At 43.1% G+C, this 16,102-nt stretch carries 14 protein-coding genes; 6 read left to right on the top strand and 8 right to left on the bottom strand.

Going from position 1 to position 16,102, the window contains the following annotated elements; genetic code table 11:
- Positions 1-190 precede the first annotated feature (190 nt).
- Positions 191-2,569 carry a phosphoenolpyruvate synthase gene (ppsA, locus tag FTU90_RS14035; RefSeq protein ID WP_005097232.1) on the bottom strand — a complete coding sequence of 793 codons (2,379 nt, stop codon included), beginning with the start codon at positions 2,567-2,569 and terminating at the stop codon, positions 191-193.
- A gap of 154 nt (positions 2,570-2,723) precedes the next feature.
- On the opposite strand from ppsA, the gene FTU90_RS14030 reads away from it, so the two are divergent.
- A complete protein-coding gene (locus FTU90_RS14030) occupies positions 2,724-3,560 on the top strand; it encodes a pyruvate, water dikinase regulatory protein (RefSeq protein ID WP_005097231.1) in 837 nt (278 codons plus the stop codon).
- A 233-nt stretch (positions 3,561-3,793) separates the two neighbouring features.
- On the opposite strand, the gene FTU90_RS14025 is transcribed toward FTU90_RS14030, so the two are convergent.
- The 4 genes from FTU90_RS14025 to FTU90_RS14010 all read right to left on the bottom strand — a co-directional run bounded on the left by FTU90_RS14025 (position 3,794) and on the right by FTU90_RS14010 (position 6,932).
- Complete coding sequence (locus FTU90_RS14025) at positions 3,794-4,357, bottom strand: flavoprotein (protein WP_100355349.1); 564 nt, start codon at positions 4,355-4,357, stop codon at positions 3,794-3,796.
- A gap of 297 nt (positions 4,358-4,654) precedes the next feature.
- Positions 4,655-5,659 (bottom strand): LLM class flavin-dependent oxidoreductase, encoded by a 1,005-nt coding sequence (locus tag FTU90_RS14020; protein WP_180072931.1) that lies wholly within the window; start codon positions 5,657-5,659, stop codon positions 4,655-4,657.
- Between the two features lie 155 nt (positions 5,660-5,814).
- On the bottom strand, positions 5,815-6,267 hold the full coding sequence (locus tag FTU90_RS14015; RefSeq protein WP_005097226.1) for a hypothetical protein: 453 nt from the start codon (positions 6,265-6,267) through the stop codon (positions 5,815-5,817).
- Between the two features lie 233 nt (positions 6,268-6,500).
- Positions 6,501-6,932, bottom strand: coding sequence for a glycine zipper 2TM domain-containing protein (locus FTU90_RS14010; protein ID WP_005097225.1), 432 nt, complete (start codon positions 6,930-6,932; stop codon positions 6,501-6,503).
- A 346-nt stretch (positions 6,933-7,278) separates the two neighbouring features.
- On the opposite strand from FTU90_RS14010, the gene prfA reads away from it, so the two are divergent.
- Complete coding sequence (gene prfA / locus FTU90_RS14005; protein ID WP_005097224.1) at positions 7,279-8,367, top strand: peptide chain release factor 1; 1,089 nt, start codon at positions 7,279-7,281, stop codon at positions 8,365-8,367.
- Positions 8,367-9,185: a peptide chain release factor N(5)-glutamine methyltransferase gene (prmC, locus tag FTU90_RS14000; RefSeq protein WP_005097223.1), complete on the top strand. Its 819-nt coding sequence runs from the start codon at positions 8,367-8,369 to the stop codon at positions 9,183-9,185. Before prfA ends, prmC begins: the two co-directional genes overlap by 1 nt.
- 172 nt (positions 9,186-9,357) lie before the next feature.
- Here the strand turns inward: prmC and FTU90_RS13995 are convergent, their stop codons facing one another.
- Together FTU90_RS13995 and FTU90_RS13990 are read right to left on the bottom strand one after the other, a co-directional pair.
- Positions 9,358-9,711 carry a hypothetical protein gene (locus FTU90_RS13995; RefSeq protein WP_005170516.1) on the bottom strand — a complete coding sequence of 118 codons (354 nt, stop codon included), beginning with the start codon at positions 9,709-9,711 and terminating at the stop codon, positions 9,358-9,360.
- A 227-nt stretch (positions 9,712-9,938) separates the two neighbouring features.
- On the bottom strand, positions 9,939-10,961 hold the full coding sequence (locus FTU90_RS13990) for an AraC family transcriptional regulator (protein ID WP_180072929.1): 1,023 nt from the start codon (positions 10,959-10,961) through the stop codon (positions 9,939-9,941).
- Positions 10,962-11,098: 137 nt separating this feature from the next.
- On the opposite strand from FTU90_RS13990, the gene FTU90_RS13985 reads away from it, so the two are divergent.
- The 3 genes from FTU90_RS13985 (at position 11,099) to FTU90_RS13975 (ending at position 15,167) form a co-directional block, all read left to right on the top strand.
- On the top strand, positions 11,099-11,869 hold the full coding sequence (locus FTU90_RS13985) for a 3-hydroxyacyl-CoA dehydrogenase (protein WP_005097220.1): 771 nt from the start codon (positions 11,099-11,101) through the stop codon (positions 11,867-11,869).
- A 247-nt stretch (positions 11,870-12,116) separates the two neighbouring features.
- Positions 12,117-13,253, top strand: coding sequence for an acyl-CoA dehydrogenase family protein (locus FTU90_RS13980; protein WP_100355343.1), 1,137 nt, complete (start codon positions 12,117-12,119; stop codon positions 13,251-13,253).
- Between the two features lie 267 nt (positions 13,254-13,520).
- Complete coding sequence (locus FTU90_RS13975; RefSeq protein WP_180072927.1) at positions 13,521-15,167, top strand: AMP-binding protein; 1,647 nt, start codon at positions 13,521-13,523, stop codon at positions 15,165-15,167.
- A gap of 255 nt (positions 15,168-15,422) precedes the next feature.
- Here the strand turns inward: FTU90_RS13975 and FTU90_RS13970 are convergent, their stop codons facing one another.
- Entirely contained in the window at positions 15,423-15,953 is a 531-nt protein-coding gene (locus tag FTU90_RS13970) for a pyridoxamine 5'-phosphate oxidase family protein (protein WP_004731434.1), read from the bottom strand.
- Between the last annotated feature and the right edge of the window lie 149 nt (positions 15,954-16,102).

Raw genomic sequence — 16,102 nt, 5'->3', positions numbered from 1 at the left:
GTTGGGTGTATTTCTTCATTGTGTGCTTTCCAATTGCGAGTTGAAAAAGTCCAATGATTCTACGAATACACCTAACTTTTTCAACTAACTACAAATGTGTCGCACTTGAGATTTGAATCTGCGATATAAAAGAATATTCATCCCATAAAAAAAAGACCCTGCGAAAGGGTCTTTTTTTATTTAAAATCTATTATGCAGTTGCCACTTTTTCTTTAGCTAGGAAGAACCAGGTATCCAGGACTGAATCCGGGTTTAAAGATACAGACTCAATGCCTTGTTCCATGAGCCATTTCGCAAGATCAGGATGGTCTGAAGGACCTTGACCACAAATACCCACGTATTTGCCTGCACGGTGACATGCCTGGATTGCAAGAGCAAGAAGCGCTTTTACAGCAGGGTCACGTTCGTCGAACAAGTGCGATACGATACCAGAGTCACGGTCTAGACCAAGCGTTAGCTGGGTCAGGTCGTTTGAACCGATAGAGAAACCATCGAAGTGTTCAAGGAATTGATCGGCCAACAATGCGTTGGTTGGTAATTCACACATCATGATCACTTTAAGACCATTTTCACCACGTTTAAGACCGTTCAATTCCAATAACTCGATCACACGTTTTGCTTCAGCCACAGTACGCACAAATGGAATCATGATCTGTACGTTGGTTAAGCCCATTTCATCACGAACTTTTTTCAATGCACGGCATTCAAGCTCGAAGCAGTCACGGAAGTTGTCAGACACGTAGCGGCTTGCACCACGGAAGCCCAGCATCGGGTTCTCTTCTTCTGGCTCGTACAACTTACCGCCGATCAAGTTTGCGTATTCATTTGACTTAAAGTCAGACATACGCACGATCACTGGTTTATCTGCAAATGCAGCAGCAAGAGTAGAGATACCTTCAACCAGTTTTTCTACATAGAACTCGATTGGAGAAGCATAACCAGCAGTACGCGCCATCACAGCAGCACGTGTTTCACGTGGCAAGCTGTCAATATTCAACAATGCTTTAGGATGCACACCGATCATACGGTTGATGATGAATTCTAAACGTGCAAGACCAATCCCTTCGTTTGGAATTTGCGCGAAGTCGAATGCACGATCCGGGTTACCGACGTTCATCATGACTTTGAACGGAAGAGCAGGCATTGATTCGATCGAGTTGGTTTGGATTTCGAAATCCAGCGCACCTTCATAGATGAAGCCCGTATCACCTTCAGCGCAAGACACAGTCACTTCCTGACCGTCAACCAGTACTTCAGTGGCATTACCACAGCCTACAATCGCAGGAACACCAAGTTCACGTGCAATGATTGCAGCATGACAGGTACGACCACCACGGTTGGTAATAATCGCAGCAGCACGTTTCATCACTGGTTCCCAATCCGGGTCAGTCATGTCAGATACCAGCACGTCACCGTCTTGTACTTTGTCCATTTCTTTGATTGAAGTCACGATACGGACTTTACCAGAACCGATACGTTGACCGATTGAGCGACCTTCACAGATCACAGTACCACGTTGTTTGAGCAGATAGCGCTCCATGGTGCCGACATTTTCACGGCTTTTTACTGTTTCAGGGCGTGCCTGAACGATGTAGATTTTTCCATCATCGCCATCTTTTGCCCACTCGATGTCCATTGGAGAACCGTAGTGGTTTTCAATGATCAGCGCTTGTTTGGCAAGTTCTTGGAGTTCTTGGTCGTTTAGAGCGAACTGTTGACGCTCAGCTTTTTCTACATCTACGACAACCACTGATTTACCTGCAGAAGCTTCTTCACCATAAATCATCTTCTGGTGTTTAGAACCCAAGTTGCGGCGTAAAATCGCGTGTCGGCCTGCATTTAACAGCGGTTTAGAAATATAGAATTCGTCAGGGTTGACTGCACCTTGAACGACCATTTCACCCAAACCATAAGACGCGGTAATAAACACTGCATCACGGAAGCCTGATTCAGTGTCCAGGGTAAACATCACACCTGCAGCACCCGTTTCAGAGCGAACCATACGTTGGATCCCTGCTGAAAGGGCAACCACGTCATGCGCGAAGTTTTGATGGACACGATAAGAAATTGCGCGGTCATTATATAAAGATGCAAAAACTTCTTTGATCGCGATAAGCACGTTATCAATACCGCGAATATTCAAGAAAGTTTCTTGCTGTCCAGCAAAAGAAGCATCTGGTAAATCTTCTGCTGTCGCTGATGAACGAACGGCAACCGCGATATCAGGGTTGCCGTTAGAAAGTTCTGCAAATGCTGTACGAACTTCTTGTTCTAATTCAGAGGTAAGTGGAGTATCCACAATCCATTGGCGGATTTTTGCACCGGTTTCAGCAAGAGCATTCACATCATCCACATTTAGTGCTGCAAGCTCTGCATTAATTTTAGCGTTTAGGCCACTTTGCTCGAGAAATTCACGATATGCTTCAGCTGTAGTTGCAAAGCCACCTGGCACCGATACACCAGCATTGGATAAGTGGCTGATCATTTCGCCCAAGGATGAGTTTTTCCCACCCACGAGTTCAACGTCGTGCTTCCCTAATTTTTCCAGACCAATTACGCGCGCTTCCAAAGTTGTTACTCCACTTTTGCAGTATTAATCACTATCTTGGCATGAGAGTATAGCAAATCATCTAGGTTTTTGATTTTACTAAGCGACAGTCATGTAAGATCGGTTTACTATAAAGATTATATAGCACTAAGACAAATGGTGGAGGAGAATTTTAATGTCAGAAGGTAAACAAATTCAGCGTAGTGTTTTCTTTATCTCGGATGGCACGGCAATTACCGCTGAAACGCTTGGACACTCACTATTAGCGCAGTTTCCAAATGTAAAGTTTGACATTCATATTATCCCTTATATTAGCTCTGAAGAAGCCGCAACCAGTGTGGTTGCAGAGATCAATGCGCGTGCTCTGCAAGACGGTGAAAAACCACTGGTTTTTGATACTTTAGTCGACCCTTATGTGCGGGAAATTATTAATACCGCAAATGCCGTAAATCTTGATGTATTTGAAGGGCTTATTAGCAAGTTGTCGGATGAGTTGCAGGTGTTGCCTACAACTTTAGTCGGTCAAACCCATGCGGTGACTGATACTGCCTCCTATAAAGCCCGTATCGATGCGGTACATTTTGCCTTGGACAATGATGATGGCGCGCGTACGCGTCATTATGATAAAGCCGATCTGATTCTGATTGGGGTGTCGCGTTCGGGTAAAACACCTACCTCTATTTATTTGTCTTTGCAATTTGGTATTCGGGTGGCCAACTATCCACTAACAGAAGAAGATCTGGACGATAATCGCTTGCCAGCGGTACTGCGTCCGCATAAAAACAAGCTGTTTGGTCTGATGATTGATGCAGACCGTCTCGTCGCGATTCGCACTGAACGTAAGGCCAATAGTCGTTATGCCAGCTTTAGCCAGTGCCAGATGGAGCTGCGTGCCATTGAAGGAATCTACATTTCGGAAGGAATCAAGTACCTGAATGTCTCTGAAATGTCGATTGAAGAAATCTCGACACGTGTCTTGCAAATGACGGGTTTAAAACGTCGAATTGGCTAAAAAGCCAAACAGAGCCAAACTTTGATTTGGCTCTGTTTTATAGCTAAAAAATACCAATAAGTGCTTATTTATAGAAATAATATATGATTTTTATAAATTTAAAAAATATCAAGTATCATAATTAAAAATACAAAAGAGCGTTATTTAATCAATTTGTTGAATAAGTACACTATTAATCCTGGGTGTAGAGTTCTAGATTTCATCAATTTTTCATGTTGAGTTGCCAACGTAGCTTATTCTTCTGCTAAATAAGTATGAATAATAATATCGACCTGATGCTGATCTCCATTGATACAGCAAATACTGTTTTCAGTAATTCTTAGGATTGGCCAGGTAATCAGCTGGCAATTTTCCCGCTGTAGCGCGGCATAATAATGATCTGACTTGAGATAGGTGTTAGGAGAAGATGCAAGATTTGGCATTAACTGGCGTCTTAACCACAGATTTTGTACCTGATTTTCCAGAAATCTGAGGGAAAGCAGACTCTTAATCCGGTTGTTAAATAGACGGCGATTTTTTCCAATTAAAGGATGATTAATAATGCGTTGCAGAATGCGGTCTGACCCTGGCAGCACAAAAGCAGGATTAATCTGAAAAACTTTCACCGAACCGGCATGTTGACTAATTTTATCCAGCTGGGTAACGGTAAACTGGTCTGTGCCAATAATTGCAATATCTTTGTTTGAATAATCCAGTTTCATAAGCTCGGAAGAAGCGATATTTATTCCGGTAAACAGCTGGAAATGTTCGGGATGATTTTCAAAAATGCCAGCGTGTAGATCTTGCTTGGTGGCCATTAGACTTCCTTGAATTTATTTAATAATTGATTTTCTTTGTCCTAGATATAAACAAAAACCAGAAGCAGGGTAAAGGAGAAAATTTAACTTAGACAGTCATCTATTTGACAGAAATACAGCGGCTTATTTTTTTCTAAGTCAGGGGAGATAAATATGATTAAAAAGCGGTGGTGTTAAGTAAGAGAGAAGAATGAATAGAAAAAGTTTGGATGAAGGCGTTGAACAGGTTGTTGCTATTTTATTTGAAAGTTATACAACATCTACCCATTGTTGAGAATAGGTAGATGTTGCTTTTATTTATTGCCCGTTTTTAAGCTGCATCAACAGCTCAAAGTTATGCAGACGCTTGTCAGTGTCATAGATGTCACAAGTGAAGATAAACTCATCAACATCATATCTGGCTAAAAGTGATTCCAGCCCAGCTTTCACAGTTTCTTTGGAGCCGACCTGTGCCATGGCAAAGAAATTATCAACTGACATTTTTTCCGCAGGTGACCATAGACCGTCCATAGATTCAATTGGGGCTTTCAGTTTTAAGGTCTGACCACGAATCAGTGACAAAACCCGTTGATAGGCACTGGTCGCCAGATAGTGTGCTTCTTCATCGCTATCTGCCACACAGGTTGGGACACCCATTGAGACATAAGGTCGATCCAAGTATTCGGAAGGCTCGAAGTTTTCACGATAGAGCTGAATCGCCTGACCGAGCATACGCGGGGCAAAATGTGAGGCAAAAGAATAAGGCAGGCCCAGTTTTGCTGCAAGTTGTGCACTGAACAGACTCGATCCGAGTAGCCAGACCGGAACATGCGTGCTTTGACCGGGAGTCGCAACAATACGCTGATTCGGCTCTGGATCTTTAAAATATTGCAAAATTTCCAGAATATCTTGCGGGAACTGATCTTCAGTTTCCTGACGGCCACGGCGCAGGGCACGCATGGTCATCTGGTCAGTTCCAGGAGCACGGCCCAGACCGAGTTCAACACGATCTGGATATAAGGTCGCTAAAGTTCCGAATTGCTCAGCCACCACCAGCGGCGCATGATTCGGGAGCATAATCCCGCCTGAGCCTAAAGTTAAGCTTTTGGTGTTCGCCAGTAAATAGCCTAAAAGAACGGCTGTGGCTGAACTGGCAATGCCATCCATATTGTGATGTTCTGCCAGCCACATTCGGCTATAACCCAGTTGTTCTGCTGCCTGGGCAAGCTCCAGCGCGTGGTTCAGCGCGAATTGAATAGTCTTATCGTCACGAACAGGAACCAGTTCGAGGATAGAGAACCGGGTATCGTTAAGTGTACGCATCGTATTACTCTTAAATAGACATGACTAAAAGCATACGACTTTGCATTGTATTTGTATATCGAAAAAAATCGATATAAGTGTAAACGAAAATAACAGGCAAAAAAATAAGCATCCGAAGATGCTTATTTAAGGAGGGAAGCTTAGAGAGTGCAGCCTTAACGACGACGGTTGTTATAGCGATAGTCATTCGTGCGGTAGTTTTTTGAACTGTAGCGACGGTCATAGCGGTCATCATAACGGCGATCCTCACTGACTTTTTTACCCAGTGCTGAACCACCCGCAGAACCTAGTGCTGCACCGATATAACCGCCATTGGTACCTGCCATATTTCGGCCGACTGCATAACCTGCACCACCACCCAGGGCACCACCGATAATTGCACCATTACGGTCACGCTTGTTTGCTGCAACTGCTGCACCAGCACCACCACCAATTGCCGAACCGATGGTTGCACCGGTTGTACCACCCATTTTATTACCTACTGCCGCACCAACAACACCACCAAGTGCTGAAGCTAAGGCGGTATTGGTTGTATTACCCGCATTGGCTGCTGTCATACCCATGGCTGAGGTTGCTACGACAGCGATCATTAGAGATTTATAGTTCATGAGTACACCTTTTATATATCTAGCTGTATTTGTTGATAAGATCAATTTAATCTAGCAAGCGTCAAACAGCATGAAGGCAATGTTGGCGAATTGTGATTTTTATCTCCTTAATTTATTCATGATTTTGAGTAAATAAATTTATGTATTACATGAATTTGAATCTTATAAGCAGGTCATAAAAAAAGCACCCGAAGGTGCTCTTAATGACGAATATCTGGGGTCTAACGCATTGATCAGTTATAACGGTAATGACGTTTTTTCTTGTAGTGGCGTGATTTGGCTTTTTCTGCAGTTTTGTCTTTGGAAATCTTGTTACCTAATGCAGCACCACCGGCAGCACCCAGGGCTGAACCGATATAACCGCCATTGCTGCCGCCCATGTTTTTACCTACGGTATAACCTGCACCGCCACCCAAAGCACCACCGATTGCAGATTCAGTACGGTTCTTTTTGCTACTTGCCACTGCTGCGCCGCCTGCACCACCTAAGGCTGCGCCAAGTGTAGCGCCAGTATTGCCGCCCATGTTTTTACCTAGGGCTGTACCTGCAACACTACCTAAGGCACTTGCTGCTGCAACACGTGCTGTACTGTCTGCATGTGCATTTACCGCCATCATTGAACCAGCAGCTAAAACTGTACTCATTAAAAGTGCGTTGAGTTTCATGTCATCACTCCGTGTCCATTAACAGGACTGTATTTATTTCGATGTGGAAAATGTAACAAATCATGCCCAGAATAATATGAAGATATTTCTCCATAATTCACTGCTTTATTTGATGAATTGTAAAATCTGCAAGAAATAAGCATAAGATCGATTATAAAAAAGGCAATTCCACTATTTTTAATCTTATTTGTTAACAAATGCTGCCGAGAGAGAATGATAGCGACGTGGACTTACTCAATAATGATGTTCATTAGAAGCCAGAATCGTTAAACTAGGCGCAATTTTTTGATTTCGCTGTGCTAAATCGGTTTTTAGTTGCAGCCTATGTTTTGAGATTTTTTAAAAAATGAAAGAATCGTTACGTTTACGATTAGACCAACTCTCTGACCGCCACGAAGAGCTGACAGCATTATTGGCTGATATAGAAGTAATTTCAGACAATAAACGTTTTCGTCAGCTGTCGCGTGAGCATAATGACCTGACAGAAATCACCAGCGTTTGGAGCAAGTACAGACAGGCTGAAGAAGATATTGAAACAGCTCAGGCCATGTTGTCGGACCCAGACTTTAAGGAAATGGCACAAGAGGAAATCAAAGAAAATAAAGCTTTGATTGAAGCGCTTGAATCAGACCTGAATATTCTGATGATTCCAAAAGATCCAAATGATGCCAACTCTGCTTATCTGGAAATTCGTGCCGGAACCGGCGGCGATGAAGCAGCGATTTTCTCGGGTGATCTGTATCGCATGTATAGTAAATACGCAGAAAATCAAGGCTGGCGTATTGAAATCCTGTCAGAAAATGAAGGTGAACACGGCGGTTATAAAGAAGTGATTTGCCTGATCAATGGTGACGGTGTATATGGTCGCTTAAAGTTTGAGAGTGGTGCGCATCGTGTACAACGTGTGCCGGCAACCGAATCGCAAGGTCGTGTACATACGTCTGCTTGTACCGTTGCGATCTTACCGGAAGTCGATGTCGATACTTCGGTAGAAATCAATTCCTCGGATTTGCGGATTGATACTTACCGTGCCTCAGGTGCTGGTGGTCAGCATATTAACAAAACTGATTCTGCGGTACGTATTACCCATTTACCGACAGGCACGGTAGTGGAGTGTCAGGATGAACGTTCGCAGCACAAAAACAAAGCCAAAGCGATGGCACTTTTGGTGTCTCGTTTAGAAAATGCCAAACGGGCTGCGGCAGATGCTGCAACCTCTGAAATGCGTCGTGATCTGGTTGGTTCAGGGGATCGTTCAGAACGTATTCGTACCTATAATTACCCTCAAGGTCGTATGACTGACCACCGCATTAACCTGACTTTATACAAGCTGGATGCGGTCATGGAAGGTGATTTGACCGAATTGCTGGACAGCCTGCATCGCGAATATCAGGCCGATCAGTTGGCCATGCTTGCACAGCAGAATGGTGGATAATGAATATTTTACAAGCGCTGGCTTTACGCGGCGAAGCCGAGAGTTACGAACGTCAGGAAAATGCCTGGTTGCTGGAACACATCACCAAGATTGATTCATTTGATCTGCTGATGAAAAAGGATCAGGAATTGACGCCTGAGCAGGAACAAGCTTATAAGGATGGTCTGGCACGAATTGCTGCCGGTGAACCTTTGGCTTATGTCACCGGTTCACAACCATTCTGGACTTTGGATCTGAAAGTCAGCAAAGATACGTTGGTGCCGCGTCCTGATACTGAAGTGCTGGTTGAAACCGTGTTAAAGTTAGATTTGCCTGAAGATGCCCGTGTGGTGGATTTGGGTACAGGCACAGGTGCAATTGCCTTATCGCTTGCATCGGAGCGTCCTGAATGGGTGATTGTTGCATCAGATATTTATGCGCCTACGCTTGAAGTAGCCAAATATAATGCAGAACAACATGATATTGAGAATGTAGAATTCGTTCTGGGTTCGTGGTTGAAACCATTTGGCCGTCAGTTCTTTGATGTGATTGCTTCAAATCCGCCGTATATCGATCCGGATGATGCACATATGCAGCATCTGGCGACCGAGCCGCAACGTGCACTGGTTGCGGATAAAAAGGGCTTGGCTGATTTGGAAGACATTATTATTCAGGCCAAAAAGCATTTAACCGTCAATGGCTGGGTGGTGCTTGAGCATGGTTATGATCAGGCTGATGCCGTGCAGCATCTATTTAAGCAGGCCGGTTATAAAAAGGTCCGTACCGTAAAAGATTATGGCGGTAATGATCGGGTGACTTTGGGTCAGTGGCCGCATTAATTTTTAATCCTTCTTTATGAAAAGAGCGACCGATTTGGTCGCTTTTTTTTTGGTTTTTTAAATTCTTAGATTAACATCTGAAATATCCAGTATTTTTAATGACATTCTATTACTATCCTATAAAGAAAAAAGTGATGCCAGAGCATCACTTTTGTTAAATTCTTTAAAAGAATTACATCGGATAGTCTTGCAGGCAGTCATAGACTTCGACTTGATCTAAGCCACCGGTTTCCATTGCCAGACAAAGCGCTACAACTTTCACGGTATCTGCCAAGTATTGTTCATCTTTGAGCGCAATACCTTGTTGCAGGGCGACAATGCGATCTGCCGGAATTTCTAAGGCTGCCGCAGTTTCAGTTGCATCAACACGGTTAAAGAACTGAACCACAACATCTTTAAGCGCTGAGTCAGAGGCACTTAAAATAGCTTGATTAAGCTGTTCAGAGATTTGATCAGCTGAATGAACTAAAGCATTGGCGAAGTTTTGAACAAGATTCTGTTCAAGAACATCAGTCATCTTTAACATGAAAATACCTTCAACTTAGGAGAAAATTTGGGAGTACAGCTAATAGCAAAGTGCTATAAATTGAGTGAAAAGTAAGCTATTTTCAGATGAATTGCAAAGCTTTCTGGATGACTGTGTAGTCCTGCTAACATATGCTGCAGGGCTTGAAATTTATAATCACAGTAAAAATATGAACTTAAGTTTCAATAAAATTTTATTAATATTTTTTAAGTATTATTTTATATAAATTATCTAATATTGTTTTGACGATAAGCTCCCGGACTGACTCCAGTCCATTTCTTAAAGGCACGATGAAAGGCGCTGGATTCCTGAAAGTTGAGCTGGTCACTGATGTCTTGCAAGCTTTGCTCAGTACGCGTCAATAATTCGATTGCGGTATCCCGGCGTATTTCATTTTTTAATTGCTGGTAGCTGACCCCTTCGCTTTTTAAACGCCGTTGCATGGTCGCCTCGGACATATTCATTTTTGAGGCAAGATCATTCAGTTCTAGCCATTCTGACGGTGAAACTTGCAGAAGCTGTCTGCGAATCTGGGTGCTGAGTGCATAAGGATTTTTAAAACGCACCAATAAATTGTGAGGCGTTTGTTGAATAAACTGATACCAGGATTGAGCATCCTGCTTAATCGGCAGTTGCAGATAGCTTGCATCAAACTGCACATAGTTTTCATTGGCCTGATATTCAATCTGTTCACAAAAACGGACTTTATAATCAAAATCATCGAGTGGTGCAGGACATTTTAATTGAATCTGATTCAGCAAAATCCGTTGTCCACTTAACCAGCAGATCAAGGTATGAATCAGCATCAGATAGGTCGCATAACTAAACATGCGTTTTGTAGATTTTAAATCATAAATCACGATATAGGCATAGTGTTCCTCAACGAGAAGCGTGCTTTGCAGATCGTCCAGAATCAAGTTGAGAAATTGCAAAATGTGTTGTAGCGCCCTTTCTAGTGTATCTGCCTGCATAAGCATTTTTGAAAGCAATTTAAAGCTGCCACGGCGCATGGCATGACTGTCCATGCCAAAAAATTCGTCATTCATGCTGTCTGCAAGCACTGTCCATAATTGAGCAAACTGGCTCACCGACACGCGCGCTTTAGGTGCATTGAGTACTTCGGCTGGAATATTGGCTTTTTTTAGAATAGTAGAGATATCAAATTCTAATCGTTTGGCATCGAGCAAGGCTTCCTTGACCAAGTCGATCGAAATAGTCCCTTTGCTATATTCCAGTGCAGTCTTATGCATGTTCAGTGTGACATCCTCATTTTTATTGTCCAAATACCTCAGGCAAGATGCGATATTTGGAAATTGTACAGAATAAAAACTCTGTTTACTCTGCATATTAAGTCGTATCTCAAATGGAAAATTATCAGGGAAGAAATATGAAAATTCAGGGAAAAGTCGTTGTGATTACCGGGGGAGCATCGGGTTTGGGTGCAGCGACAGCCACGCATCTGGTTGCACACGGTGCCAAAGTGATTCTGGTCGATATGAATCAAGAGCAGGGTGAGGCATTACAGCAACAACTGGGTGAGCAGGCTGAATTTGTACAGCTAGATGTCACCGATGAGCAGGCCGTAGAAACGTTCTTTGCACATGTCGAAAATGCGTATGCTCAACTGAATGGTTTGATCAACTGCGCAGGTATTGCACCTTCTGCCAAAGTGCTGGGGCGTAACGGTATTCATGAATTGGCGATGTTCCAAAAAGTGCTGAATATTAACGTGAATGGCACATTTAATATGCTACGTCATGCAGCGGCGTTAATTGCAAAATATGAACTGCAATCTGGTGAAGAAGAGCGTGGCGTGATTGTAAATACCGCTTCGGTCGCCGCTTATGATGGTCAAATTGGCCAGACCGCTTATGCTGCTTCCAAAGGTGCAGTGGTGGCGATGACTTTACCTTTGGCTCGTGAACTGGCACGTGAAGCCATTCGAGTGATGACCATCGCCCCGGGCATTATGGAAACCCCGATGCTAAAAGGTATGCCGCAAAATGTTCAGGATGCTTTGGGACAAATGGTGCCATTTCCATCACGTTTGGCTAAACCTCAGGAATTTGCCCAGCTGGTGGGGCATATTTTTGAAAATAGCTATTTAAATGGTGAAGTGATTCGTCTGGATGGCGCGATTCGCATGCAGCCTAAATAAGTCTTCGATTTATATAGGACATGATGATTTGCACAGCTGCCAGTTTCTCATTGAATTTAAATGACTTTGTTTAAGCATGCATTTTCTTTTGAAGGATCAAAAGAAACAAAAATCCTTTGCGAAACTGAAGATACATCCCTGTATCTCAGTTTCGCAGGCGACATCCATGCCGCCTTAACTGACATTCCAACGATCTCAATAGTAAAAAGCTTGAAGTAAATAAAATAGATATAGAAAGGGAAGTTCAATGATTTTAAATGATGAACAAAAAATGATTCAGGACATGATGCGCAATTATTCGCAGCAGAAACTGAAACCAACAGCGGCCTTACGCGATAAAACAGCACAATTTCCTGCACAAGAACTCAAAGAACTGGGTGAGCTTGGCGCACTGGGTATGACCGTTGCTGAAGAATGGGGCGGTGCAGGTCTGGATTATGTTTCTCTGGTTTTGGCACTTGAGGAAATTGCCGCAGGAGATGGGGCAATTTCGACTATTATTAGTGTGCAGAATTCTTTGCCTTGTGGGATTACCCAGCGTTATGGCACCGAAGCACAGAAACAGCAGTATTTAACTAAACTGGCCACCGGTGAATGGCTGGGTTGTTTCTGCTTGACAGAACCTCAGGCCGGTTCAGATGCCAGTTCTTTAGAATGTAGGGCCGAACGTGATGGCGATGAATGGGTACTTAATGGCACCAAGCAGTTTATTACCACGGGCAAACATGCACAGATCGCATTAGTCTTTGCTGTGACAGATAAATTGGCAGGGAAAAAAGGCATTTCATGTTTTCTGGTACCGACCGATGCACCGGGTTATATCGTGTCACGCCTAGAGGAGAAAATGGGTCAGCATTGTTCCGATACCGCGACGATTGTTCTGGATAACTGCCGGATTCCGGTGGAAAACCTGCTGGGTCAGGAAGGTGAAGGCTACAAAATTGCCTTGTCCAATCTTGAATCTGGTCGTATTGGTATTGCAGCACAATCAGTCGGGATGGCTCGGGCTGCGCTGGATGCAGCGGTGGAATATGCCAATGAACGTAAAGCCTTTGGTGTAGAAATTGTGCAGCATCAGGCAGTGGCATTCAGACTGGCAGATATGGCCACACAAATTGAAGCGGCACGTCAGCTGACCTTGCATGCGGCAACTTTAAAAGATGCTGGTTTAGCCTGCTTAAAAGAAGCCTCAATGGCAAAACTGTTTGCATCAACCATTGCAGAACGGGTCTGTTCCGATGCGATTCAGATTCATGGTGGCTACGGTTATGTCTCTGATTTTCCAGTAGAGCGTATTTACCGTGATGTGCGCGTGAGCCAAATTTATGAAGGTGCATCGGATATTCAACGTTTGGTGATTGCGCGTGAAGTCTGTCAACGTTGATTTTGATTAAAAAATAGATTTTGGTCGATATTCAAATCTGGCATTTCGGTTGATGGATATGGAAATTGCCAGGATCAAGCAACCCTGATTAGCTAAAGACAGACAGTACGCAGAAGATAAATAAAGCAGCATGATTCATGTCTTAGTCATCAGGCATGAATTAGATGTGAAGAAACTATGCTGATGGAATCAGCAGGAACAACAACGATAAGTGGACACACTCAGGCAAGGTCGCCTGAAAAATACAACAGGATAGAGGTTGTCGTCATGAAGACACTAGAACAAGCATATGTTGATTTCAATTTTGAAAATATGGTTCAGGAACATCTGGCTGGAAATGCAGAGTCCATCAATGCCTATACTGAATGTTGTGGACGTTACCTTGGCCAAAACCGAACCGCACTGATCTGGGAAGGCAAAAATGGTCAAACAGAGCAGTGGACATTTGAACAATTGGCAACTGCTTCAGGACAGCTGGCCAATTATATGCATTCTCTGGGTTTAAAAGCAGGAGATTGTATAGCTGGACTACTGCCAAGAACACCTGCACTCTTAATTACTATTTTGGCCACTTGGCGGATTGGTGCTATCTATCAGCCTTTGTTCACTGCCTTTGAAAGTAAAGCAATTGAGCATCGTATGAGTACAGCCGCTACTCAACTGATTGTCACCGATCAAGAGCAGCGCCTGAAACTGCATGATCTGAATATTCCAAATATTCTGACCGTACATCACGCAGTGGCAGATCATTATCCGGATGCTGACTTTTGGACCGAGTTAAAGCAGCAGTCAGAAGAGTTTGAGCCAGTGAGTGGCCAATTTAATGATATTTTTCTGATGATGTTTACTTCAGGCACCACAGGCTTGGCAAAATCGGTTCCTGTACCTTTAAAAGCGTTGTTGGCCTTTAAAGGCTATATGCTGCACGCCGTAGATCTGCGAGAAGAAGATTCCTTCTGGAATCTGGCCGACCCAGGTTGGGCCTATGGACTATATTATGGCATTGCGGGCCCGCTCAGTTTAGGTCATAGCATCATTATGGATGAACGTGGATTTAGCGTCGATAATGCTGTACATATCATTGAGAAATATAAAGTCAGTAACCTGACTGGCTCGCCAACTGCATTCCGGATGTTCTTTGGCTTTAAAGAAAAATTTGATGCAGACATCAGTTCGCATTTGCGTGTGGTCAGTAGTGCAGGTGAACCGCTTACGCCTGAAGTGATCCAGTGGTTCAATCATGATTTAAATGTGAATATTTATGATCAATATGGACAGACTGAACTCGGTATGGTGATCGCCAATCATCATGGCTTGGAGCATCATAAAAAAGTGGGTTCAGCTGGATTTGCGATTCCGGGGCATCGCTTTGCGGTATTGAACCCAGAACATCAGGAAGTCGAAAAAGGCGGGATTGGAATCTTGGCAATTGACTGTTCGGCTTCACCCTTGATGTGGTTTAAAGGCTATGCCGGTCATAATCGAAAGTCTTTTGTCGGGCAGTATTATTTAACCGGCGACACTGTAAAACTGAATGAATATGGCGGTATTGATTTTATTGGACGTGCGGACGATGTCATTACAACCTCAGGCTATCGGGTGGGGCCTTTTGATGTGGAAAGTACCTTGCTGGAATGTGAAGAAGTGCTTGAATCTGCAGTCGTCGGTAAACCAGATCCAGAACGGACAGAAATTGTGAAAGCCTTTGTGGTGCTTAAATCGGCTTATCCAGCTACTGAGGATTTAATGTTAAAACTGCAAAGTTATGTACGTTCAAGATTGTCCAAACATGCCTATCCGAAAGAAATTGAGTTTGTGACATCTTTGCCTAAAACATCGAGTGGCAAGATTCAGCGTAATTTACTCAAACAGCAGGAAGTTGCCAAACTTCAAGAGATGAAGCGAGTCAGTTAATTTTTCAAATTAATTTTTTGATTGAATGCTCAAAGGCTACCATGGCAGCCTTTGGTATTTGAGGAATAATCATTTTCTAGTTAAATTTTAGTCAGATATTAAGCTGATTTTCTCAAGCTTATATTTTTAAGAGAGCAGATTAAGGCAAGCAAAAGTTATAATTTTTTATGTCATTACAGTAAAATTACATTAGTATTTAAAATTAAATATATCAAAAATTTAGCCTCTTAATATAAAGAGGCTAAATCTCGTTACTCACCAGATATTGCCTTGTAAATTCACTTTTTGATGCTCTGCATGCGGTTCGCCCGCTTCACCGGTAACGCCGCCTTTTAAGGCTTTAAAAAGCTGGGTGACTTTGTTGTCTGTTACATTCCAATATTCTGCGCTGACTGCTTCAGCAATCAATACCCGTACAGTCGGATCATCCTTGCCTTCAAACCAGTTTTCAGCCCAGGGATTCCATAATTGCTCAATCAAGATGCGGTCAGTACTGATCTGAGCATGTGCACTAATCGACACATAAATACCATCTGATGGTTTTGCAAAAGACAGACCAATCTGACCACGGCCTGTTTCTGCTGCTTTGACCAGATCATTGGTATTACGCAGGATGAAATATAAGTTTTGACGTTCATTCATCTGCTCGGAGTTCAGCATGGTCATCGGCTGGGAGTGGATTTCATGTGTGTCGGTTAAATGGCTGATCATGGTATAACGAACATCCTTGATCAATTCCCATAATTTTTCACGATTATCATGTTGAGTATTGTTATGCTCGGTCATGTATGTTCTCCATACGATTTTATGCAAGCTGAAAAAATTGCTTGGTATTTTCAGATTAATCATATTTAGAGACAGATGCCTTAGGTCTCACTGAACTCATACATTTTCATACTCAAATACAGGCAGAGACTACAGAATTGCTAAACAAG

This window comes from Acinetobacter sp. YH12200 (assembly GCF_013418175.1).
GTDB classification, from domain to species: domain Bacteria; phylum Pseudomonadota; class Gammaproteobacteria; order Pseudomonadales; family Moraxellaceae; genus Acinetobacter; species Acinetobacter pseudolwoffii.
Note: the sequence above shows the minus strand (reverse complement) of the source record. Positions and strands in the feature narration are given on the sequence as shown.